We start from the raw sequence: 23,835 nt of genomic DNA on the forward strand, positions 1-23,835 counted from the left end.
TAATGTTTTTCTTAATTCTAAAAACATAACAAAGTAATTTCAAGATAAATGATTTTAAACCCAACATAATTTATGAATATTGTTTAAAGTAGATTTGGCTATCAAATACTCATTTTGCCAGATATTAACGATTTTTTAGTTTTATTGATTGTGCTCTTCATAGTGCTTATAAACTTCATACTAAGACGAAGAGATTAGAAAAATCATATGGTTATTAAATTAAAAAATCTATTATTTATTTTTCGTTAGGATCGACTGTGAGTTAATGACTTGTAATTTGGTTTTTATGAGATTATTTGGAACTATGAATCTCTAAGAGTTGTTCCAAGCCTCAAAGCTAGAACTCCAGCAAACATAACCATTAAAAAGGTGATGCCGGCAAGATCAGGTGAGTTTATACCTAGACCTGAGGAGAAATCCACTTTGGATAAATCGAAAGTGCTTTGAACTCCAAGTAAAAGGTTGATCATTTCTTAACTACTAATTGCTTTCATGCTAACCCAAGATAGAAATGATCTTTTATTTTTTAAGCATCCAGTATCAACTCTTATACAGTTTTGTAATAATCAGGAATCTTCTCAAATAGATTAAAAAGGCCTTGAGATATAAGACCTTGCTATTTAAAGGGTTACTTGCTGCTTGAAAAAATAAATTAAGTTTCCCATAGGGAAAGACAAAATCAGTTCCCCCCCCCATTTTCAGTTAATCCAGTTTTCTCAGAAACTATTTTGTAGTTCTATCCTTACTTATTTGCAGAACGATAGTTCGTCGAGATTAAAATTTTGGATTCATCAGCGCTTAACTCAAAGTAGGGGAAATAAAATCTTGCTTCTTCATTCAAGTTTGAAGAAAATTCCTCATATTACTCTTGATTAGCTTATTAAAACACAAAGCTATATGTACTACGGGTCTAAATTAAAGAATGCTTTTTGTAAAAGGTTTTAAAAATTGGAAGAACCGAGATTTGGAGAAACACAAAATAATCAATTGTCATCAAAAATTCGTATACACCATTAAAATCTTTTTTATGAAATTTCCTTTTGCGGATCAAATTAAATTAATAATAAATATATTTCATGCTAATAACTTGCTGTAAATTAAATAAACTCAATTTTCAATGCAGAAATTGGAAAATATTTATTTTTAATCTGTATTCAATTAAACCTATAACAGATACAATATTCTTATAAATTCTTTCAGAGTTAAACCATTTCTTAAATATGAGTGATTCTAGCAAAGGTTTTAATGAAAAGAAAATAACTAGCAGAGAAAAGACATTCCCTGTCCCATACCCATTAAAAACTAACAATAAAGAAAACATTAAATCGAGAAATCGATCTAAACAATTGTCTAAGGAAGACATTATTAGCAATGCATTTAAATTTCATTCAATAGGAAATATAAATAATGCAGTAAAATATTATAAGATGTTTATTAATAAAGGTTTTGAAGATCCAAAAGTATTTTTGAATTACTCAATTATATTACAAGATCTTGGTAGGCTAGAAGAAGCAGAGATGACTTTACGGAAAGCCATCAGATTGAATACTGATTATCCAAAAGCTTACTGTAATCTTGCTACTGTTTTACAAGAACTTGGTAAATTTAAGGAAGCAGAAATATCCTGCAATAAAGCCATTAAGTTAGATCCTAATCTTGCTGAGGCCTATTATAATCTAGCTAACATCCTTAAAGATATTGGGAAGTTAGAAGAAGCAGAGAAATATGCACTAAGGGCAATAAAGTTAAAGCCTGATGTTGGTATTTTTTATTCATCTCTTGGATCTATTCTAAGAGAAAAAGGAAATTTAGAGAAGGCTGAAGTGGTAATACGCAAGTCTATAGAGTTAAATCCTGAACATGCCATATCATATTCCAATCTAGGATGCATATTAAGAGATTTAGGAGAAATTAAAGAAGCTGAAAACTATGCTCTTAAAGCAAGTGAAATGAAACCTAACTCCTTCGATATACTAATTAATTTGTCATCTATTTTCAAGGATATTGGAAAAATAAAAGAAGCTGAATTATCTATACGTAAAGCAATTAAAATAAAGCCTAATAATTCAAAAGCATATAGTAATCTTGGGTGTATATTACTTGATTTAAATAAATTAGAAGAAGCAGAATTTTTTACTCGTAAAGCTATTGAAATTGAACCTGAATTTATAGATGCCCATTTACACCTCTCTCATATTCTTCTCAGATCTATGAAATTCCTCGAAGGTTGGGATCAATACGAATGGAGATGGAAAATAATTAGACACTTTAAAGTGAAAAATAAATTAAAGACTTCTAAACCTGAATGGAAAAGAGATATGAAACAACGAGTTTTGTTGTGGCCTGAGCAAGGGCTAGGTGATGAAATATTATTTTTATCGTTATTACCTGATATGTTAAAGTTAGTAGACAAATTAATTGTTCAAGCGGATAAAAGATTAATTCCGCTTTTGAAAAGATATTTTAATCAAGAAATTGAGTATAAAGAGAGAGGTAATTTAATTGATGAGGCTGAATATGATTGCCAAATATCTATGGGATCTTTACCAAGAATTCTAAGACCAACTCTTAAAAGTTTTCAATGCTCAGAAAAAAAATATTTAGAATCTAATAAAAAAAGATCTAAGGAATTAAGAGACAATCTTATAAAAGATCAGCAAAAAAAGCTTTTTGGGATCTCATGGAAAACAAAAAATATAGAATATTTTAATAGTGAAATATCATTAGAAAAGTTAATTTTAGCTATTAATTCATCTAATATTTGCTTTGTAAGTCTTCAATACGGAGATGTTAAAGAGGAAATCAATAACCTAAGGTTAAAACATGGTATTTGTGTAAATGAAGTTGAAGAGATTGATAAGTTTAATGATATTGATGGTTTATCTTCATTAATAACTGCTTGTGATGAGGTGATAAGTATTGAAAATTTAACTGCCACACTTTCAGCATCCCTAGGTGTAAAGACGAATGTTTTACTTCCCACTTCTTGTTATTGGCCTTTTGGTTCTAATGAGATTGAATGCTATTGGTTCTCTTCAATGAAACTCTTTAGGCAAAATGAATTTGGTATTTGGGATGAACCATTAAATAAAATAAAGAAGGAGTTACAAAAATGAGTTTTGCCTAAGAGCTCTAAATACTTCTTATATTAATAAGAGTAAAAACTATATCGAAATACTTAAACCTGTTGAGGAGATATTATCAAAACTGATAAGAAATAAGAATGACTAATTAATACAGGCAAGAAGCCTTTCCCAGTAGATAAGACACAAATAAACTTACAGAACTGGGGGAGGTTTGAAGAAAAACATCCCAAGACCTTCGCAGGTATGTATCAGTTCTCGGTTTCTCAAGGCGAATAAATAATTATTCTAAAAACAAGAAGATCAAATGAGAACACAAGGCATTTACATAAATGTTTCACGCAGAAATGATGACCTACCTCAATTAATTCAGGAGTATTCAGAACAGTTCAACCTATCCAAACCAGATACGGTTGCTGAGAATTTTAGAGCATATCCAAAACTTCTCAGAATCGCCTCTAATGCCCTTGTTTTTCACGGAAGGTATATTCTGTTTCCCTTTAAAACGCTATATTGATAGGCGATTAGAGCATAGTGAAGTAGATAGTAAATAGGCATTAAAAAAGCACCTTTCGGTGCTTATTAATGGTGCCAGGACCCAGATTTGAACTGGGGACACGGCGATTTTCAGTCGCCTGCTCTACCAACTGAGCTATCCCGGCTTGTCTTCTAATAATGTACCAATTCATTAGTACCTTATTGAAAAATAAATTGAAATCTCCTTAATTTCCTTCCCTCTCATTGAAGAGGTAATTTGAAAATATTGAGAAATCTAGCTTTTTTGTCTCTTTGCAGTAAATTTTATTTCGAGGGAATAGCTTTAATCATCTTAACCAAAGTTTTATGTGCATCTGAACAGTCTTTAAGAATATGATCAAACTTTATGTCTAATATTTTATCATCAACTTTAAGCTGAATTGATTCTGGACAGAGGCTAATAATTCTTGCTGATCTAAAACTTTTTATGTTCCCGTAATATTCTGCATATGCATTTACTGCGTCTTGGTGGTCTTTATTCATGTGATTGCATATTCTTTTACTTGACTCTTTAGTGATGGGTTCGGAATTCATGAATCTTTGTTTGGATAATTAATTCAACTATTAATTAATAAGCTAGTTAAATTTTTATCAATTGAGTTTAAAACTTTTCAAGATTTTAATTCTTTATTGATAATAAGGCTTTTAATGCAATACTCGCTACTCCTGCTGCAGGTGGCCTGTTACATATTTTTATTGGAATGCCAATTTCTCTTTCTCTTATTTTCTTCCAAGTAATATTTTTTGCACCTCCACCAATGGTAATTATTTGTCTAGGTAAATCAGCTCCTAATTCATGAAGTTTTTGCCAGCCTCTTGCTTCAATTTTAGCTAAACCTTCAAATAATGCATGAAGATAAAGAGAATCACTGACTGGTCTTGGCTCAAGTTTAGGTTGTAAATTGGGGTCGTCTACGGGAAACCTTTCTCCCGGATTTGATAGTGGAAGAAGATTTAATCCTGTTGATTTATTAGGATTTATTTGTTTGCTTAATTCCTCAATATATTCAAGATTAAAGAAATCTAATAGTATTGCAGCCCCAGCATTAGATGCTCCACCAGATAGCCAATTTCCTAATAATTTATGATTTGAGATCCCTTTACCTGAAAGGGACTCACTAACAAACTTCTTAATGACTATTGTGCTGCCAAGGATTGTTATCCCATCATTCTTATTAGGAAAAGTAGCTAAAACTCCCGCATTGGAATCTGTCGTCCCTGCTATTACTTGAAGATTCTTAGGTAAATTTAATTCATTGGCTTTTTTAGTACATATATTTCCCATGATTTGACCTGAAGGGATTATTTTAGGAAGACATTTTAACCATTTTAAATTTTGAAAACTCTCTGGCCATGAACTATTTGATATTTCCCAACCCATCCTAATATTGTTACCTTCTTCTCCATAATCCCAATTATTGATAAGCCATCCACTAATCCAATCTGCTTGGTGCCTTAAGATTATTTCATTACCGTATAAGTCTAAAAGTCTTAGTGCTCTCCCAACGCTTCCACTGATACTTGAGCCGGCACATTCTTTTGTAAATAGCTTTTCAAGCACGTATTCATATTCAGCACAGGATAAAAAATAAGGTAGAGCTTTTCCTATAGGCGCTCCATTTTTTTTGCATGCTAAAAGTGTTCCGGATGTCCCAGCTACTGAACAGGAAATCAACTTTTCCTTTAGATCTTTTGGAATTTCTTGTATTAGAGCTTTGAGGCTATTTATCCAGTCTTCTGATATCTCAAGACCTTTAGAGTATGTTTTCGAAGATGTGAACAGTATTTTTTTTTTAGTATTAATGACTGCAATTCTTACTCCCGATGTACCAAGATCAATACCGAGTACAAGAGAACTATTTAACATTTTTTGATTAAAATCTTTTATATGAGCAAACTTAGTTCTTTTGCTTTTTCAGATACATCTTCCCATGGAAGAGCAATATCAGTTCTTCCAAAATGACCATAAGCTGCAATATCCCTATAAAAACGTCCTCCTCTAAGCATAGGAAGTTCTTGCAGGTTAAAAGATTCCATAATTGCTCCTGGCCTTAAATCAAAATGTTCTTGAACAATTTCAGTTAAGTCAGCGTCTGAAACTCTACCTGTGCCATAAGACTCCACAAGTATTGATACTGGTTTGGCTACACCAATTGCATAACTTAGTTGGACTTCAACTTTTTTTGCAAGATTTGCTGCAACCAAAGCCTTCGCTACAAATCTTGCTGCATAAGCTGCTGATCGATCAACTTTTGTAGGATCTTTCCCAGAAAAAGCCCCACCCCCATGGCGAGCATATCCACCGTAGGTGTCTACAATTATTTTTCGACCCGTGAGTCCAGCATCTCCTTGAGGTCCACCAATGACAAATTTCCCTGTTGGATTTACTAGAAAGCGTGTAGTTTCTAGTGAAGGTTTTAAAGCAAGATCCTCTGTGGCTGGCTCAACAACCAATTTCCATAGGTCTTGTGCAATTCTTTTTTGGATTTCCTCTTCAAGAGTTATTCCATCGACTTCTGATTTGTGCTGAGTAGAAATCAGTATTGTGTCTATGGAGCAGGGGACTCCGTTGTCGTACGAGACACTTACTTGGGTTTTTCCATCAGGTAAAAGATAATCAATTAATTTTTGATGCCTAACTGATGCCAACCGTCTTGCTAGCCGGTGAGCGAGACTGATTGGCAATGGCATCAGTTCAGGAGTCTCGTCACAAGCAAAACCAAACATAATTCCTTGATCACCAGCACCAACTTGATCTAAAGGATCTGTTGAATGATCTTCAGCTTCATCTACTCCTTGAGCAATATCTGAAGACTGTTGGTCAAGTGCAACTAAGACTGCACAACTATTTGCATCAAATCCACCAGCACTTGCACTTTCATAGCCAATGCTTTTGATGACTTCTCTAACAAGCTTATTGAAATCAACTTCCGCTTTAGAAGTTATTTCTCCAGTTATTAGGCATAAGCCAGTATTTACTACTGCCTCACATGCAACCCTACTTGTTGGATCTTCAGTTAAGAGAGCATCTAAAACAGCATCACTTATTTGATCGCAAATTTTATCAGGATGTCCTTCTGTTACCGATTCAGAGGTAAAAACGTATCTACTCATTGGAAATCTGAATTGAATACTACTTTAGGTGTTTATCTGAATATTTAATTCATTTAACTTTTCGATAATGAATTGTTTTTCAGTAAGAGTGGGAGGATTTTTCCATCCACCAGTAAAGCCAATTATTATTGGCACGTCAGCTTTTTTGGCCATTTTTAAATCAGTATCGGCATCTGAAATGAGTGCACACTCTGAAGGATTTATCTTCATTCTTTTGCAAAGTTCTATAACTGCTTTTGGGTTAGGTTTTGCCGGTTTATTCTCAGCACTCCAAAGATAATCAAATCGACCTTCCAATTTATTGCTACAAATAAATTCTTCTATTCCTGCTTGCGTATCATTTGTCATTAATGCAATACGCACTCCATTTTTTTTTAGCGCAACTAATAGATCAAATGCCCCTGGAATTAAAGTCCTTTTTTTTTGTATATTGTCTTTATTATTAGAAAGGAAAAAATCTACTTCATCGAAGATTGTTTGACTTATTGATAGTGAATTAGACCAATCAAAACCCATTAAAGTAAATATTGTTGCTGTAGATACTATATTTTGCTCTTTAGAAGCTACAGCCAGACATGCACTAGCGGAAAGAGCTTGATTTTGTAATCCATAAATAGAATTAAGTAATTTTCTTAATAAAAAAATTTTAAAATAGTTTATTTTTAATTTTTTAAATTTAGCTACTGTAAACTCTACTCTGGTTTTTGCCAGTTCTAATAAGTATTGCTCACTATTGGATAATGTTCCATCCTTGTCAAATATTATTGCCTTAATAAAACCAACAGAACTATTTTTTATTAACAGCTCTGCCATTTTATAAAAGTAAATAATCAAATAGTCATTACTGCAATAGGATCTTCTCCTTCTTCGGCTTGCTCAAGAAGCATTTGTTTATATCTTGCTGCCATTTCTTCAGCTTTATCAAAAACTTTTTTAGGGTCAGTCAGCATATCTCCAGGTTCTGGTTCAAGTGCTTTTGTAGAAAGGGAAATTCGTCCTCTTTCAGCATCAAGGTCTATTATCATTACCTTCATTTGGTCATTGACGTTTAAAACAGAGTGAGGAGTTTCAATATGCTCATGACTTATTTCGGAAATGTGAAGCAATCCACTTACACCCCCAATATCAATAAACGCTCCATAAGGTTTAATTCCTCTCACAGCTCCTACAACAACTTCTCCAACTTCAAGACGATTCATTTTCCTTTCAACCAAAGCTCTGCGATGACTTAGAACCAGCCTATTCCGTTCCTCGTCAACTTCTAAGAATTTCAAAGGTAGAAAATCAGCAACTAGTTCTTCTTTGGCCTTTCTAGTGCTTATATGGGATCCAGGGATAAAGCCTCTAAGCCCTTCTACTCGAACAAGTGCACCTCCTCTATTCGTAGCAAAAACCTCTGAATAAATTGTGGCATCTTCTTTTTGTAATTGCCTAACTCTTTCCCAAGCTCGTTGATATTCAATTCTTCGGATAGACAACGATAATTGACCATCTTCATTCTCTTCAGTCATTATGAAAAATTCTCTAATTTCTGAAGGTTGTAAAACATCACTCAAACCCTCAACTCTATTTATTGATACTTCTTGCATAGGCATGAAAGCTGCTGTTTTGGCTCCAATGTCAATCATTGCTCCTTTGGATTCAAGAGCAAAAACAGTTCCATTGACTATGTCACCAGGTTTAAAATTGTAGTCATATTTGCTTAGCAAAGATGCAAATTCATCAAGAGTGAAACCTGCACTTTCAAGATCACTTTTATTAATTCTGCTTGAAGAATCATCAGCAGCTGGAATGTTTTTGGGAATATCGTCATCCTTAATCTCATTGATGGAATTATCTTCAAATTCTGGACTTACGGAATTTGAGATATCTTCTTCAGGTATTGATGTTTCTGTTTCGAGATTTTTGTCTTGAACTTTGCTTGCTGGATTTTCAGACATGCTTGATTGGCGGTATGCCTTTTAGGACAGTGCGATAGAAATACAAAATGGCCCGCCGACCAAATTGAACTTAAATTCTACTTTATTGATAGGTCTTTCTTGTTAAAGAACTGACGCTAATTGTTCTTTTTTTAGTGGTTTTAGTGAGTCAAGGGTTTTTATGAAATCATTAATTCCATGAAACTGTCTATAAACAGAGGCAAATCTAATATAGGCAACTTCATTTATATCTTTTAAATGTGTAAGAACCATTTCTCCAATCTCATTTGTTTTAATTTCTTTACGAACCCCTTGATGGAGTTCTAATTCTATTTCATCAACAATAAATTCAATTTTAGATCCATTTATAAGTGTTTTTTCACATGCTCTATTTAAACCACCAATTATTTTAGTTCGATTAAATAATTCTTTTGCTCCGCTTCTCTTTATCACGGTAATTGGTATAGTTTCTACTCTTTCATAAGTAGTAAATCGGAAGTCGCAATTTAAGCACTCCCTTCTTCTTCTTACGCTTCTTCCAGAATCAGCCGAACGAGATTCAAGAACTCGACTGTCTGTATTTTGACAAGATGGGCACTGCATGCAGCCCTTTTCAATGATTTACCTAACTTTAAACATTTATTTGGCTTCTGAGAAGGGGTAGATTAAATAAAACTACTTTTTAATTAAAAAAATTTTATTTATATTGAACTTTATAATTAATAAATTTTTTGATTTAAAGTCTAAACATAAAAAAAAGCCCTGAGTTATCAGGGCTTTTTTTTATGTTAATTACTTATCGTACTTCGGTGGATCACGAAATGCGACAGCAAAGAAGAGCGTTACGAGTGCCAATGTAAGGATTAGCACGTAAGAGAAAGCTTCCATCTAAGTTCTCGGTATAAGGGGGGTAAAGAATCCTGGATTAAGCTCGACCAGGAACTCGGCGGGTTGATTCGTCTCCAAGTTTTTTGAAGAGACCAAACTCAACCTGATCCCCAAGCTCTGGATCGATACCTGAGAATCTGTCGCCAAAGAGAGTCCTTGCGGCATGCCACCAGTGCCCAAAGAGGAATAACAAGCCAAAACACAAGTGTGCATAGGTGAACCATGCTCTTGGAGAGCTTCTGAATACACCATCTGACTTGTAACGATCTCTGTCAAACTTGAAGGCTTCTCCAAGTTGAGACTTTCTTGCTAGACGTTTTACTATTACTGGATCAGTAAATGTTTGACCATTTAATTCACCACCGTAAACAGTAGCTTTGACGCCAGTTTGTTCAATGGAATACTTAGCTTCTGCGCGACGGAAAGGAATGTCAGCTTTAACATTTCCATCTTTATCTTCAAGAATGACAGGGAAGTTTTCAAAGAAATTTGGAATTCTTCTTACTTCTAAGTCATTACCATCGCTATCAGTAAATGAAATGTGACCTTGCCATCCACTTGGAACTCCATCGCCGTTAACCATTGCTCCTACTCTGAAGAGACCTCCTTTAGCAGGACTATTTCCAACATAGTCATAGAAAGCAAGTTGTTCAGGGATAGCTCCATATGCTTCAGCTTTTGAGGCACCGTCATTCATAGACTCTTGAACTCTGCGGTTGATTTCTGTTTTGAAATACCCAGAATCCCATTGATATCTAGTAGGACCAAATAACTCAACTGGTGTTGTTGCTGATCCATACCACATGGTTCCAGCGACTACAAAAGATACAAAAAGAACAGCAGCTAGAGCACTAGCAAGAACGCCTTCAAGGCTACCTAGCTTTAAAGCTCTATAAAGCCTTTCTCCAGGTCTATTGGTGATATGGAATATTCCACCAATTATTCCTAAAAGTCCTGCCCCAATGTGATTAGCGACAATTCCTCCAGCATTGAATGGATTAAATCCTTCTGCACCCCAAACTGGAGCAACTTTTTCTACATGACCAGTCAAGCCATATGGGTCAGAAACCCATATGCCAACGGTTGAGCAATGAAATGCGCCAAACCCAAAGCATGTCAAGCCAGCTAAGAAAAGATGGATCCCAAAGATTCTTGGAAGATCTAAAGCTGGTTCACCAGTGCGGGAATCTTCCCATAATTCAAGATCCCAGTATGTCCAGTGCCATACGGCAGCGAGCATCAAAAGACCACTGAAAACTATATGAGCTGCAGCAACACCTTCGAAGCTCCAGAAACCGGGGTCAATTCCGGTTGCACCGGTTATATCCCATCCGTTCCAGCTACCTGTGATTCCTAGGCGGGCCATGAAGGGCATGACATACATGCCTTGGCGCCACATTGGATTAAGTACTGGATCCGAAGGATCAAAAATGGCCAATTCATATAAGGCCATTGAGCCGGCCCAGCCGGCTAACAAAGCAGTATGCATGAGGTGCACGGCCAAGAGGCGGCCAGGGTCGTTAATAACAACTGTGTGCACCCGATACCAGGGCAATCCCATGGGTCAGGTTCGTATAACGAAGCTGCTTAATGCAGCAAGACTCGAATGATCGTAAATGGTATTGCTTGAGTTAATGCACAGGATGTAGAGACCTGAAATGACTTTTGACACTCTTGGATAAAATTTAGCTTGTTTTAAGCGGCTTGAATTCGTAAATAAGCAGTGGTGGACAAGAAAAAGTTAAAAAAAAAAGAAAAAAAAGAATTTTTCAAATTTCAATCGATTTTGTAATTTTAAGTTGTTTTTCTATCCAATCAGTTTGAAAACAGTTTGAAAAAAACGAAAATTCAGGCATTAAATTCACTTCAAATCCATCGATTTAAAAAATTTTTTAAAACTACTCAGATTAAAATAATTAAAAAAGACGAATTCAACTTATTATTTTTCGGCAAATTACAAAATCTCAGACTCTTTGATTTAAATCACGGTTTTTCTGCTGAAGGGATATATAGTTTATTTCAGTAAAAATTGTTCTGAGTAAAAACCTCGGTTATGGAAACCACTAGTTTTGGCTTTGCCGCAAGTCTTTTATTTGTTGGAGTACCAACGATCTTTCTTATTGGTTTATTTGTTTCTACCAGTGAGGGTGAGAAATCAAGCTTTTATTCGGATTCCAGCAAAGGTAGATTGAGTCCTGAGCCTAAAAAGTAATTTAGGACTTTTTCTATTCAAAGATCTCAAGAAACACTTGAGATCTTAATTGCTAATGAGGTCTTATCTTGGAAGGGTATTACTTCAAAATTTTATTTATTCAATTAAAGAATTAAGATATATGGTCTTTCTTTCTGATGAGCTCAATAAATAATCATTGGAAATTAATAAAAACGGTTCTTCCTCAGCACACTGATCATGCTGGAGTTATGTGGCATGGCTCTTATTTAAACTTTTTAGAAGAGGGGAGAATTAATGCATTGGATAATGTTGGGCTTTCGTATTCAAAATTATCTAAAAATGGTTTTGAAATCCCAGTGATTTCAATTCAACTTAAATATAAAAAATCTTTTATTCATGGAGAAAAAATTCTTATGTTAAGTCAATTTAAGCTGGAAAATAAAATACGACTTATTTGTAAAACTTTATTTTTAAAATCAAATGGTGATATTGGTGCAGAAGCAAAAATTGAACTTGTTGTTGTAAGAAAAATAAATGACTCAATAAAGTTAGTAAGAGAATTACCAGTACAAATTAAAAATATATTATTAAGTCTAGAAGAAGGCCCAAAAATTTCAAAGAATTAGATAATTCATGATTTTTAAATCCATTTCTGGTGAAGCTTTTCTGCAATGGAGAAAAAAAATGATTTTGAAAGGCGGTAGGAAGGTTGATTTTGATTGGCTTTTAGATATAGCGGCTGGAGTTTCTTGGGCTAAATTGCAAAGCATTATTTTGAATCCTAAGAATTTTATTTCCTTAGAAATCTCAACTGAAGAAATAGAAGTTATTTGGGACTCTCATTTAAAAGATCAAACCCCACTTCAGTATTTGATTTCTAAGTGTCCCTGGAGAGATATTGAGTTAGAGGTTTCAGCTGATGCTCTGATCCCCAGGCAAGAAACAGAATTTTTGATTGATGTTGCTTTAAAAAAAGTTACTAATATTGATTCTGGAAGATGGGCTGATCTGGGTACAGGCTCTGGAGCTATTGCAATATCTTTAGCTAAATCTCTTCCTAATTGGGATGGACATGCAGCTGATATTAGTAATGAAGCATTAGAACTAGCACAAAGAAATTTAAAATCTATAGTGCCAAGTGCGAATGTGATATTTTCTTTGGGTGATTGGTGGGAGCCTTTGAAAAGATGGAGGGAAAGCTTTGATTTGGTTTTAAGTAATCCTCCTTATATCCCCTCTGCTTTAATTGAAGAGTTAGAACCAGTTGTTAAAAATCATGAGCCACTTATAGCTTTGGATGGTGGAGAAGATGGAATGAATGCTTCTAGGAAAATCATCCTTGGGGCATTAAATGGACTTGCTAAAGGAGGTTGGTTAATTCTTGAACATCACTATGATCAGAGTGAAAAGATAATTAGTTTTATGAAGAATATTGGCATGGAAGAAGTTTCTTTTGAAAAAGATTTAAGTGGAATCAAGCGCTATGCAATTTGTCGTAGAAAATGAAATGATTACCGAGCAATTTGGAATTTCTGACTTGGCTTTAAAGTTGAAGAAGGGATCTTTAGCCTTATTCCCTACTGATACTTTGCCAGCACTTTGTTCATATCCAAAATACTCAAAAAAAATATGGACCATTAAGAAAAGGCCTTCAAATAAGCCACTTATATTAATGGGAGCTTGCTTAGATGATTTGTTTGAATTTGTTCATCCTTGTGCTATTGAAGAAGGCTTGAAATTGGCAAAAATCTATTGGCCTGGAGCATTAACAATAGTTTTGCCAACAATAGGAAATTTTTCTGAGCATTTGAATTGCCATTCTAATTCTGTGGGTTTTAGAGTCCCCGCATTAAGACTTGCAAGAGATTTGCTTATGAAAACTGGTCCTCTTGCAACTACAAGTGCAAACGTTTCTGGAGAAGAACCTGTTAAAGATGCGACAGAAGCTTCTATTCAATTCCCTGGGATTCCTATACTGGCTCCTATTCCTTGGCCAAATTCTTCTGGCATGGCAAGCACAGTTATTGAATGGCAAAATGGAAAGTGGAATTTGTTAAGGCCTGGCTCAGTTGTTTTGAAATAAAAGTTACTAATGATTTATCTGTTATTAATAGTTTTGTTAGTGCAATCTATTTTTTGGTGGCTTTTCAGACTCCCCATAATGAGTTTTGATTCAATTTTTCAGTTAAAATTTTTCAACCTATTTATTGCAACTTTTATAATTTGGATAATCTCTGGTAAATCTAAATAGATCTTTTTAGAACTGGTTTTAAAAATGCCGGCTAACAGATTTGAACTGATGACCTTCGCTTTACAAAAGCGCTGCTCTACCGCTGAGCTAAGCCGGCAACTCTTCTATCCTACCTAAAAATATAATCCAAAAGTTAATCCATTTAGAAAATTTGTTGAAAATACTTTTTTAAACTTTTTTGATCTTATCCAAAAAATAAATAACATCTTTGAATTGGTTAAGGATTTTCAACTGTGCTTTCTGATCCTTGAGAATTTTCATCTGGTTGATTAGATGCTTCTATAAGCTTGATTTGACCATTTAAAGTTCTTTTTATTGGTAAGTTTGCAACTAGTGCGGTCATTCGATCTTCTGTCTCTAAACTTACTGCTCCTTCATCCATATCTATTTCGACATACTTTGCAACGACCTCTAAGATTTCTCTTCTCATTTGATCCAGTAGTTCTGAACTAAGATCTGAACGGTCATGAGCCAAAACAAGTTGAAGCCTCTCTCTCGCAGTGCTAGCACTTGCACGCTGTCTTCTTAGTAATTTGTTGATAAGGTCTCTAAGTGTCATTGGTTTAGAAAATTTTTGTTTGCATTAGTCTTCTAAATTTTGCACCCAACCCAGAACTTTCCTCTATGGGATTAATCATTGGAATATCCTCACCTTTTAATCTCCTCGCAATATTCAGATAACATTTAGCTGCTGGTGAATTAACGCTATTTAAAGTAAGAGGTTCCCCTCGATTCGTACTAACAATAACTTGTTCATCTTCGAGAACTAGACCAAGCAAAGGTAAGGCTAAAATATCAGTTACATCATCAATAGATAGCATCTCTTGGCTAGCCATCATTTTTGGTCTAACTCTATTAAGCACTAACTGAACTGGCTTAATCCCATTTGTATTAAGTAAACCTATTACTCTATCTGCATCTCTGACGGCAGAGACCTCTGGATTGGTAACAACGATTGCTTCTTTGGAGGCCGACATAGCATTTTTAAATCCATCTTCAACTCCTGCAGGGCAATCAATCAGAACGTAGTTGAACTGTTCTTTTAACATGTCTACTATGCGTTTCATATCTTCTGGTTTTAACCAATCAAGCATTCTTGGATTACCAGCAGGAAGTAAAGATAGATTTGATTCTTGTTTATGCTTGACCAAGGCCTGATCAAGTCTGCACTCTTCTTCAAGAACTTCCTGGGCTGTATAGACTATTCGATTTTCTAGACCTAACAGTAAATCTAAGTTTCTCAGACCAAAGTCTGCATCTAAGACAGCAGTACTTAGTCCTTGTCTGGCGAGTGAAATGCCAAGATTTGCAGTAAGAGTTGTCTTGCCAACACCACCCTTTCCTGAGCAGATAAGAATGACGCGTGTATCTGTCTTCACGGACCTCCTTGAATTCGACAAATCTTAATTCGATTTTGATTAAGAAAAAAGCTTTATTGTTAGATCGGTTGCATTGGGTTTGCTTTTGAAGACATCTCTAAGGGCTTTTTTCAATTTTCCCAACTTTTTTTAAAACTATTTGCAGTTAGAATCTCGAATTAAATAGAGTCCAGTGGAGAAATTACAATTTCTTCGGAATTAATACTTGCTTGCTCTGCAAGACCAATTTGAGGTTTCTCCTTTGGGCCTCTAGCAACTTTCTTAGCGATTCTTAGTTGAACAGGTCTGAGTTGAAGTGCCGATATTGTTGCTTGAGTGTTACCTTTGCTTCCTGCATGCGCAATCCCAAGAAGTCTCCCCCAAATAATAATATTCCCTTCTGCACTAACTATTGCCCCTGGATTAACATCACCAAGGATTAACAAATCCCCGGGACTGTCAAGATAATCCCCAGATCGGACAGTTCCATGATGAAAATGGGTTTTTGAAAAAATTAAATTTTGCTCATTAATCTGTAAAGTGCTATTTGAACAATTTTGAACAATAAATTGAGATCTATAACCTAATGATTGAGAGCTTACTATTGTCTTTGTAGATGTTGAGCAAAAACAAGTAATTTTACAGTTGTTTTGATTTGCAATATCTGATATTTCTGAAATATCTGCACATGAAAGGTCGAGATCTTTACAATCAATTTCTATAAGATTTGATTTAAGAATTCTTAATTTATTTTTTAAACATAATTTCCAATTCGTATATTTACTCTCCTCGATAGTAATGATTGTTTTTTGATTTTCCGAATTCATTTTAAATTATGTTTTATTTTTAGTTTTTCAATCTCTATTTTTAATTCATTTTCAATTTCTTTTGGATAAATTAACCATGAAGATTGATTAGGCTCTATTAATCTTTCAACTAATGGAGAAGCTTTCTCTAAAGCCTGTAGCATGTCTCCATCCCATAATCGAAGTCCATGTTTATAAGGATGGTAACTTTTGATTACTTGCTCTCTTAACCCACATGATATATCTGGTTCGATATGATATTTCTCTGATAATATCCTCGCTTTTGATAGAGCTTCTAACCTTATCTCTAAAGTAAAGGATGATATATTTAAGGCTTTTAATAAATTTCTATTTATAAAACGTTTACAGAGATTGGATAGATTATCTGAACTAGATTGTTGCCATCTATAAATATGATAACTAGTTACGATGTCATCATTAGATAAAAAACTTTCTAAGGTCATTTCTTTATGATTCCATAGCCATTCAGACATGTTTCTATCTGCCCATACTTTTTTTGGCCCCAATTTTCTTGCTGTTATTATAATTTGTTCTAATAGCCAATTGCAAACTTCATTTAATCGATGGTTATATACGCTTCTGTACATGAGATTTCTTATAACTAAATAATGCTCAACTGCCATTAAACCTTTGGGGTGTATTGCTAAATTACCATCTGGCGCAATTGTCATTGCTGAAATTATTCGATCAATATCTAACTGTCCATATTTTGCACCTGTTGTATAACTATCCCTCATTAAGTAATCAAGTCTGTCACAATCTAGCTGACTACTAATTAGTGAAATTATTAATTTATTTGAGGCTTTCCTTGAATGAATTAAATCTGAAATTGATTCTGCATTTCTCCTCCCATACTTGTTCAGGATTAAAGTAATTTCTTGACTAGATTTTATTAACTTGGCTGTCCAATCCTCATGATTTATTTTGAATATTTCCTCACTTGTATGACTTAGAGGTCCGTGCCCTAAATCATGTAAAAGCGCTGCGCCGTAGAGAATTAATTTGTGTTCTTTTAATTTAGAGTCCAACTTAGCTAAATGATTTATTGCTCTTCTCGCTAGATGAAAGACACCAAGAGAATGAGTAAATCTGCTGGATTCTGCACCATGAAATGTTAGATAAGCAGGGCCTAATTGCTTTATTCTTCTTAATCTTTGAAATGGGGAGGAATCTATTAACTCCATCACCATTTGTTCCTCTGGAATTGAGCTGTTTAACGAAATGGAGTGATGCAGAGGGTCATAATACGTTCTGATTGACATGCCTTAATTAATTTCGTTGCCAATTAATTGCTCTTTTTCTTCTTTAAATTGACTTTCTTGTGATACCTCTTCTTTGTCTAAAGTGGCTTGCATAATTAGCTCTGCATCTAATAGCCATCTGTCTTCATCAGAGCCTGGGTTAAGTGGCTCTGGCATTTCTAAGAGGCGATCAGGATCTATTCCTAAATTTTGTATATCTCTTCCACTTGGAGTTAAATAACTGGCAACTGTTACTGCTAAACCACTGCCATCACTTAGGTTTGTTAAAGATTGTATGAGGCCTTTCCCAAATGTTTTACTTCCTATTAGCTCAGATCTTTTATTGTCTTGTAAAGCACCCGCAAGAATTTCACTAGCACTTGCTGTACCTTCATTTACAAGCGTAACCATGGGACCGTTATAAAAAGTTTCTATTCCAGAGCGGATCGGATCATTTATTGAATCTCTTTTCTTTGTTTCAACAATAGGCATATTGCTAAGGAAATCGTCGGCAACGGCAAGTCCCGAACTTACTAGTCCTCCAGAGTTATTTCTTAAATCTAAAATCAGTCCTTCGATATCTTTGCCAGAAAGTTCTTCCAAAGCTTCCTTGACTTGCTCAGGGACCCCTTCACTAAATTGTGTAATTCTTAAGTAGCCAAGTGTGTGAGATTCATTTCTTATTCTCTTAGTCCTAACTGGCCTTAAGTCAACACTTCTTCTCTCTAAAGAAATTTCCTTTAGTTCTTCATTAGGTTGCTGTAATTCAACAATTACTTGCGTTCCAGTTTGCCCTCTCAATTTCGCTGCTGTTGCTTCAAGTCCCAATTGTTTTGGAGATTGATCATTGACTTTTTTTAAAATCGTTCCGCTTTTGATACCTGCGTCTGAGGCAGGAGAGCCTTCAAGAGGTGATATCACAACAATTTCTCCATCTTCTTTTCTTGCTCCTAACTGAAGTCCAACCCCATTGATTTCGCTTCCTATGTTGCTTTTTTTCATTGCTTCATAATCATCTGGTCTCAATAACCTCGTATAAGGATCTCCAATAGGTATAAGCATTGCTTCAATGGCTGAATATGCTTGTTGAGAATTGTTTATTGGCTTTTCAAGTGCTTTTTGACGAAGTTTTTTCCATTGAATTGCATCAAATTTCTCAGGAGCTAGATACCCCTCATTAACTAGATTCCAGGCCTCAATAACTAGCAATTGCCCATCGTTGAGTGCAAAAGCGGGCTTGGTAAAGACTTGAAATAAAATACCAAAGCTAATTAAAACTGCAAAAAATCTTTGCAGCAGCTTAGTTAAAGATTTAACAGATGGAAGCATTGGATTGATCTTTTGCGGCGACCAAGGGGCACATCGAGTAAGATATTTGAAAGTACAGTGCATAAGTGGATGGCGAACTCTTCACCGGTTTATGACTGGTTCCAGGAACGTCTTGAGATACAGGACATAGCTGATGACGTCACTTCAAAATACGTTCCTCCACATGTCAACATTTTTTATTGTCTTGGTGGGATAACACTTGTTTGTTTTTTGATTCAATTCGCGACTGGATTCGCGATGACCTTTTATTACAAACCTACAGTAACTGAAGCTTATAGCTCAGTTAGTTATCTCATGACAGACGTGAGCTTTGGTTGGTTGATTAGGTCAGTGCATAGATGGAGTGCCTCAATGATGGTACTCATGCTTATTTTGCATGTTTTTCGCGTTTATTTAACTGGAGGATTCAAAAGACCTAGAGAATTGACATGGATTACTGGTGTTGTTATGGCAGTTATAACAGTTGCTTTTGGAGTTACCGGATATTCTTTACCCTGGGATCAAGTCGGGTATTGGGCAGTTAAAATTGTTTCAGGGGTACCTGCAGCCATACCTGTTATTGGTGACTTTATGGTTGAGCTGCTTAGAGGTGGTGAGAGTGTTGGTCAATCAACCTTGACTAGGTTTTATAGTCTCCACACTTTTGTAATGCCATGGCTATTAGCGGTGTTTATGTTGATGCATTTCCTAATGATTAGAAAACAGGGAATCTCTGGTCCTCTATAAGCTATAAATATAATTATTTATAATTATTTATCCAAATTTATCCAAACAACCTTTAAATTTTTTCCATAAATTTTTTGATCCATGTCTACTCTTAAAAAACCAGACTTATCTGATACCAAACTAAGAGCAAAACTTGCTAAAGGCATGGGGCATAATTATTACGGTGAACCAGCATGGCCAAACGATCTATTATATATTTTCCCTGTAGTAATTCTTGGGACAATTGCTTGTGTTGTTGGTTTAGCAGTTTTAGATCCTGCATTTCTTGGAGATAAAGCAAATCCATTTGCAACTCCCTTAGAGATTCTTCCTGAATGGTATCTATACCCAGTTTTCCAAATCTTACGTGTTGTACCAAATAAGTTACTTGGTATCGCTCTGCAGACATTAATACCTCTTGGCTTAATGATCCTGCCTTTTATTGAAAATATCAATAAATTTGCTAATCCTTTTAGAAGACCAGTAGCGATGTCATTATTTTTATTTGGAACAGTTTTGACAATTTATTTAGGAATAGGAGCATGCTTACCTATTGATAAATCTCTAACATTAGGTTTCTTCTAGAAGTTTTCCTCTAAATCAAGCATTAAGACATCATCAGGTTCAGCTCTTAATAAATGGTGCAATAACAGGAATCCAACAATAGTCCAAGTTTGATAAGTCCTTGATTGTTGACCTACCCACGTACCGGTTGGCCCATCAAAATATTCTGCCCATTTTTGTCTTGGGAGTTGATTCAACTGACTCCAATAACATTCTTCTATAAGAGCTCTCATTTGTCCCATTAGTAGGACATCAGCTTTTGGGTAACGTTTTTCATGAAGCAGTATAGAAGCACCAAAAAACCATAAAAGACTAGGCCAATGCCCGCCATTGTGATAACTCCATGGCCAGTTCTTTGGATCTGAACCGGTTTTGTTTTGCCACTCTTCTACATCCATTGGTGGATGGCAGATTCTCATTGGCATTTGAGCCATAAGGTGTTCCCGATTATGCAGAACTAGACGAAATAAGGCTCTTTGTTGAGGTGCTGTCAATACTCCGAACATGCATGCTAAGGAATTTCCTAAGCTATAAAAGCGAAAATCTGGCCTACCAGTTCTTATGTTTCCGATAAGATATCCACCTCTATTTTCAAGCCAATCTTGAAGCCATGAAGGGACTACTTGAGGCTGTACATTGAATTCATTTTGATGTTGATCTTCACCATATTGCTCGGTAGGTCTTCTTCTCAGGACTTGCATTGTTTTGCTTGTGACCCAATAGTGCTTCAAAAGAAATTGTCGAAGGTCATGCACCCACTGACGAGTTAAAACAAGTCTCTGATCAAGTAATCGACTTTTTTGATGTTTTCTGCTTAATTCCATTAATTGAATACAACTTTTAAGACATGCATGCAATAAAACCTCTACCTCAAGGGGAGCCCCCCAAACATCCATAGGTCGATCGATCATGAATGAACAATCTGGTACAAATAAAACTGGATTACCCTCAAAAGTTGGATGTAGAACTAAATCAAGAAGAAGTTGAACCCCTCTTTGAACCTGTTGACTTGTTCCAAAACTTTGATCGCCACTTTTTTTTACATATAGCCAACAAAGTACTGGCCACCATAGGCTCGCATCAGCAGAGGTAATTCTTCCTATAGATCTCTGACCATAATCTGCTATTAAGTTTCCTTTTTCCTCGATAAAGCTTGTTGGGAAAACCCCTCTGGTTTGATAAGTGGTGCTTTGTAAATCCAGACTGACTGTCAAGAATTTTTTGACTATGTCAAATCTTTTTTGAGTTAGTAGATAAATCATTACCGGGACGTTGTCCCTTAAAAAGATCTCTCCATAATTGAGAGCATCATTTTTTGTAGGATGCTCTAAGGCAGCGACACTACCTGCAATATCTCCAGAAATTTCAATGAGAGTTTTTTCAAAATGCTCTTTAGCTCTTGCCACAACTTTGTCTTCATTTGAGTTGGGACGTACTCTTTGGTGCTGTTGGCTAAAACGTGCGGGCATTAAAATAATTTGATGCCATCGCTAAAAGCTAGTCATGGCTTACTCCTCTTACGTCAATACTAAGAGGTAAAACATTTCATTTGCAACTTTGTTGCATGTGAGTACGTCGAGGGTCTACAATATTTTTCTGCGCGGAAGTTAATCTGAAGCGTAGTCACTGAGCGAAATTACGAAAGTTTTTAGTTAAGTGGTAGTTCTATAACATTTGAAGACTAAACCCTTCTCTGTTGTAAGCTAAAAAACGGTCGAAAGATCGAAAAACGTTTTGGCTTTTTTGGCCAAAACAGAACCTAGACAACTTAAAAAATTTAGGAACTGACGCTTTTATCGCGTCTGATTCGTGTTCGAATCAGATGTATTGCGATAAAGGTGTGAGGTCCCGTCAAAAGAAATTAGTTGCATGATTTTGTCACTATTTCAAATTGGAGTTTCACGGCTCCATTTTGATATTCGGTGTTACAGAGTTAGAGCAACGACGGATCTGAGATCCGGGAAAGTCACGAAGATAAAACTAAGTGCACTCTTGAGAACCCTTATTAAAAACAAGGTGGCAACAATCACAAGCAGTACGCCAGTGCTGTTATCTGTGGGAGAAGCAAATCAGACTGAGTAGAATTTATTTTTACAATAGGGCCTGACTACAACGGAGAGTTTGATCCTGGCTCAGGATGAACGCTGGCGGCGTGCTTAACACATGCAAGTCGAACGAACCTTCGGGTTAGTGGCGGACGGGTGAGTAACGCGTGGGAATCTGCCCTCAGGAGGGGGATAACGGTTGGAAACGACCGCTAATACCCCATATGCCGAGAGGTGAAATGAATTTCGCCTGAGGATGAGCCCGCGTCTGATTAGCTTGTTGGTGAGGTAAAAGCTCACCAAGGCTTCGATCAGTAGCTGGTCTGAGAGGATGATCAGCCACACTGGGACTGAGACACGGCCCAGACTCCTACGGGAGGCAGCAGTGGGGAATTTTCCGCAATGGACGAAAGTCTGACGGAGCAACGCCGCGTGAGGGACGAAGGCCTCTGGGCTGTAAACCTCTTTTCTCAAGGAAGAAGATATGACGGTACTTGAGGAATAAGCCACGGCTAATTCCGTGCCAGCAGCCGCGGTAATACGGGAGTGGCAAGCGTTATCCGGAATTATTGGGCGTAAAGCGTCCGCAGGCGGCCTTTCAAGTCTGCTGTTAAAACGTGGAGCTTAACTCCATCATGGCAGTGGAAACTGATTGGCTTGAGTATGGTAGGGGTAGAGGGAATTCCCGGTGTAGCGGTGAAATGCGTAGATATCGGGAAGAACACCAGTGGCGAAGGCGCTCTACTGGGCCATTACTGACGCTCATGGACGAAAGCCAGGGGAGCGAAAGGGATTAGATACCCCTGTAGTCCTGGCCGTAAACGATGAACACTAGGTGTCGGGGGAATCGACCCCTTCGGTGTCGTAGCTAACGCGTTAAGTGTTCCGCCTGGGGAGTACGCACGCAAGTGTGAAACTCAAAGGAATTGACGGGGGCCCGCACAAGCGGTGGAGTATGTGGTTTAATTCGATGCAACGCGAAGAACCTTACCAGGGCTTGACATCCTGCGAACCTTTAAGAAATTAGAGGGTGCCTTCGGGAACGCAGTGACAGGTGGTGCATGGCTGTCGTCAGCTCGTGTCGTGAGATGTTGAATTAAGTCCCGCAACGAGCGCAACCCACGTTTTTAGTTGCCAGCATTTAGTTGGGCACTCTAGAAAGACCGCCGGTGATAAACCGGAGGAAGGTGTGGATGACGTCAAGTCATCATGCCCCTTACGTCCTGGGCTACACACGTACTACAATGCTACGGACAAAGGGCAGCAAACTCGCGAGAGCTAGCAAATCCCATAAACCGTGGCTCAGTTCAGATCGTAGGCTGCAACTCGCCTACGTGAAGTAGGAATCGCTAGTAATCGCAGGTCAGCATACTGCGGTGAATACGTTCCCGGGCCTTGTACACACCGCCCGTCACACCATGGAAGTTGGCCACGCCCGAAGTCGTTACTTTAACCCTTGTGGAGAAGGACGCCGAAGGTGGGGCTGATGACTGGGGTGAAGTCGTAACAAGGTAGCCGTACCGGAAGGTGCGGCTGGATCACCTCCTAACAGGGAGACAATAAATCGATTGTTATGTCTAAGTTATTTATTCTTAGGCGACAATCCTGTCACCTTAAGGTCGATCGGTACCTCAGATTTATCTATTAATTTTATAATTAATTTTTGAATTTCAGTTCCTAAATTTTTGTCTAGGTCACACCCAACAAGGTTTTCTCCTGGGCCATTAGCTCAGGTGGTTAGAGCGCACCCCTGATAAGGGTGAGGTCCCTGGTTCAAGTCCAGGATGGCCCATGCGTTGTT

General features: G+C 36.5%; 22 protein-coding genes, 3 tRNA genes and 1 rRNA gene. 9 read left to right on the forward strand and 17 right to left on the reverse strand.

Annotation, left to right across the window (positions count from 1 at the left end):
* Positions 1–302: 302 nt before the first annotated feature.
* A complete protein-coding gene (psaM, locus tag O5633_RS10310; protein WP_269609618.1) occupies positions 303–470 on the reverse strand; it encodes a photosystem I reaction center subunit XII in 168 nt (55 codons plus the stop codon).
* 750 nt (positions 471–1,220) lie between these two features.
* Between psaM and O5633_RS10315 the strand changes: the two genes are divergently transcribed.
* Positions 1,221–3,116, forward strand: coding sequence for a tetratricopeptide repeat protein (locus O5633_RS10315; RefSeq protein ID WP_269609619.1), 1,896 nt, complete (start codon positions 1,221–1,223; stop codon positions 3,114–3,116).
* A gap of 553 nt (positions 3,117–3,669) precedes the next feature.
* Here the strand turns inward: O5633_RS10315 and O5633_RS10320 are convergent.
* The 9 genes from O5633_RS10320 to psbB form a co-directional block, all read right to left on the reverse strand.
* Positions 3,670–3,745: transfer RNA gene (locus O5633_RS10320), tRNA-Phe, on the reverse strand.
* A gap of 139 nt (positions 3,746–3,884) precedes the next feature.
* Positions 3,885–4,154 carry a DUF2470 domain-containing protein gene (locus O5633_RS10325; RefSeq protein ID WP_269609620.1) on the reverse strand — a complete coding sequence of 90 codons (270 nt, stop codon included), beginning with the start codon at positions 4,152–4,154 and terminating at the stop codon, positions 3,885–3,887.
* 85 nt (positions 4,155–4,239) lie between these two features.
* Complete coding sequence (locus tag O5633_RS10330) at positions 4,240–5,487, reverse strand: FGGY-family carbohydrate kinase (protein ID WP_269609621.1); 1,248 nt, start codon at positions 5,485–5,487, stop codon at positions 4,240–4,242.
* Between the two features lie 17 nt (positions 5,488–5,504).
* On the reverse strand, positions 5,505–6,734 hold the full coding sequence (metK, locus tag O5633_RS10335; protein WP_269609622.1) for a methionine adenosyltransferase: 1,230 nt from the start codon (positions 6,732–6,734) through the stop codon (positions 5,505–5,507).
* A 24-nt stretch (positions 6,735–6,758) separates the two neighbouring features.
* Positions 6,759–7,547 carry an HAD family hydrolase gene (locus O5633_RS10340; RefSeq protein ID WP_269609623.1) on the reverse strand — a complete coding sequence of 263 codons (789 nt, stop codon included), beginning with the start codon at positions 7,545–7,547 and terminating at the stop codon, positions 6,759–6,761.
* 17 nt (positions 7,548–7,564) lie between these two features.
* Positions 7,565–8,674: a 30S ribosomal protein S1 gene (locus tag O5633_RS10345; protein WP_269609624.1), complete on the reverse strand. Its 1,110-nt coding sequence runs from the start codon at positions 8,672–8,674 to the stop codon at positions 7,565–7,567.
* A 102-nt stretch (positions 8,675–8,776) separates the two neighbouring features.
* On the reverse strand, positions 8,777–9,256 hold the full coding sequence (gene nrdR / locus O5633_RS10350) for a transcriptional regulator NrdR (RefSeq protein WP_269609626.1): 480 nt from the start codon (positions 9,254–9,256) through the stop codon (positions 8,777–8,779).
* Between the two features lie 189 nt (positions 9,257–9,445).
* Positions 9,446–9,541, reverse strand: coding sequence for a photosystem II reaction center protein T (locus O5633_RS10355; RefSeq protein WP_011294325.1), 96 nt, complete (start codon positions 9,539–9,541; stop codon positions 9,446–9,448).
* Positions 9,542–9,578: 37 nt separating this feature from the next.
* Entirely contained in the window at positions 9,579–11,102 is a 1,524-nt protein-coding gene (gene psbB, locus O5633_RS10360; protein ID WP_269609628.1) for a photosystem II chlorophyll-binding protein CP47, read from the reverse strand.
* A 492-nt stretch (positions 11,103–11,594) separates the two neighbouring features.
* Between psbB and psbM the strand changes: the two genes are divergently transcribed.
* The 4 genes from psbM (at position 11,595) to O5633_RS10380 (ending at position 13,797) form a co-directional block, all read left to right on the forward strand.
* Positions 11,595–11,753, forward strand: a complete 159-nt coding sequence (gene psbM / locus O5633_RS10365) for a photosystem II reaction center protein PsbM (RefSeq protein WP_269609630.1) — start codon at positions 11,595–11,597, stop codon at positions 11,751–11,753.
* Positions 11,754–11,890: 137 nt separating this feature from the next.
* Complete coding sequence (locus O5633_RS10370) at positions 11,891–12,340, forward strand: acyl-CoA thioesterase (protein ID WP_269609631.1); 450 nt, start codon at positions 11,891–11,893, stop codon at positions 12,338–12,340.
* A 58-nt stretch (positions 12,341–12,398) separates the two neighbouring features.
* Positions 12,399–13,220, forward strand: a complete 822-nt coding sequence (gene prmC, locus O5633_RS10375) for a peptide chain release factor N(5)-glutamine methyltransferase (RefSeq protein WP_269609633.1) — start codon at positions 12,399–12,401, stop codon at positions 13,218–13,220.
* Position 13,221: 1 nt separating this feature from the next.
* Entirely contained in the window at positions 13,222–13,797 is a 576-nt protein-coding gene (locus tag O5633_RS10380; protein WP_269609634.1) for an L-threonylcarbamoyladenylate synthase, read from the forward strand.
* Positions 13,798–13,990: 193 nt separating this feature from the next.
* On the opposite strand, the gene O5633_RS10385 is transcribed toward O5633_RS10380, so the two are convergent.
* From O5633_RS10385 to ctpZ, 6 genes are all read right to left on the reverse strand, one after another.
* Positions 13,991–14,062 (reverse strand) — tRNA-Thr (locus O5633_RS10385).
* 120 nt (positions 14,063–14,182) lie between these two features.
* The gene (gene minE, locus O5633_RS10390) at positions 14,183–14,524 is read right to left on the reverse strand and encodes a cell division topological specificity factor MinE (RefSeq protein ID WP_269609635.1); all 342 of its coding nucleotides are present in this window, start codon (positions 14,522–14,524) and stop codon (positions 14,183–14,185) included.
* A gap of 4 nt (positions 14,525–14,528) precedes the next feature.
* A complete protein-coding gene (gene minD / locus O5633_RS10395) occupies positions 14,529–15,344 on the reverse strand; it encodes a septum site-determining protein MinD (RefSeq protein ID WP_269609636.1) in 816 nt (271 codons plus the stop codon).
* Between the two features lie 158 nt (positions 15,345–15,502).
* Entirely contained in the window at positions 15,503–16,150 is a 648-nt protein-coding gene (minC, locus tag O5633_RS10400; RefSeq protein ID WP_269609637.1) for a septum site-determining protein MinC, read from the reverse strand.
* Positions 16,147–17,412 (reverse strand): HD domain-containing protein, encoded by a 1,266-nt coding sequence (locus tag O5633_RS10405; RefSeq protein ID WP_269609638.1) that lies wholly within the window; start codon positions 17,410–17,412, stop codon positions 16,147–16,149. The genes minC and O5633_RS10405 overlap by 4 nt, the downstream gene beginning before the upstream one ends.
* Before the next feature lie 3 nt (positions 17,413–17,415).
* Positions 17,416–18,720 (reverse strand): carboxyl-terminal processing protease CtpZ, encoded by a 1,305-nt coding sequence (gene ctpZ, locus O5633_RS10410; protein WP_269609639.1) that lies wholly within the window; start codon positions 18,718–18,720, stop codon positions 17,416–17,418.
* Positions 18,721–18,789: 69 nt separating this feature from the next.
* Here ctpZ and petB point away from each other — a divergent pair, with 69 nt between their 5' ends.
* Positions 18,790–19,446 carry a cytochrome b6 gene (gene petB / locus O5633_RS10415; protein WP_011294336.1) on the forward strand — a complete coding sequence of 219 codons (657 nt, stop codon included), beginning with the start codon at positions 18,790–18,792 and terminating at the stop codon, positions 19,444–19,446.
* 81 nt (positions 19,447–19,527) lie between these two features.
* Positions 19,528–20,010: a cytochrome b6-f complex subunit IV gene (gene petD, locus O5633_RS10420; RefSeq protein WP_269609640.1), complete on the forward strand. Its 483-nt coding sequence runs from the start codon at positions 19,528–19,530 to the stop codon at positions 20,008–20,010.
* Here petD and O5633_RS10425 read toward each other — a convergent pair.
* A complete protein-coding gene (locus O5633_RS10425; RefSeq protein ID WP_269609642.1) occupies positions 20,007–21,458 on the reverse strand; it encodes a glycoside hydrolase 100 family protein in 1,452 nt (483 codons plus the stop codon). The genes petD and O5633_RS10425 overlap by 4 nt on opposite strands.
* Positions 21,459–22,098: 640 nt before the next feature.
* Here O5633_RS10425 and O5633_RS10430 point away from each other — a divergent pair.
* A 16S ribosomal RNA gene (locus O5633_RS10430) occupies positions 22,099–23,583 on the forward strand.
* A 169-nt stretch (positions 23,584–23,752) separates the two neighbouring features.
* Positions 23,753–23,826, forward strand: a tRNA-Ile gene (locus O5633_RS10435).
* Positions 23,827–23,835 lie beyond the last annotated feature (9 nt).

The sequence above is a fragment of the Prochlorococcus marinus str. MIT 1013 genome, assembly GCF_027359395.1.
Taxonomy (GTDB): domain Bacteria; phylum Cyanobacteriota; class Cyanobacteriia; order PCC-6307; family Cyanobiaceae; genus Prochlorococcus_B; species Prochlorococcus_B marinus_E.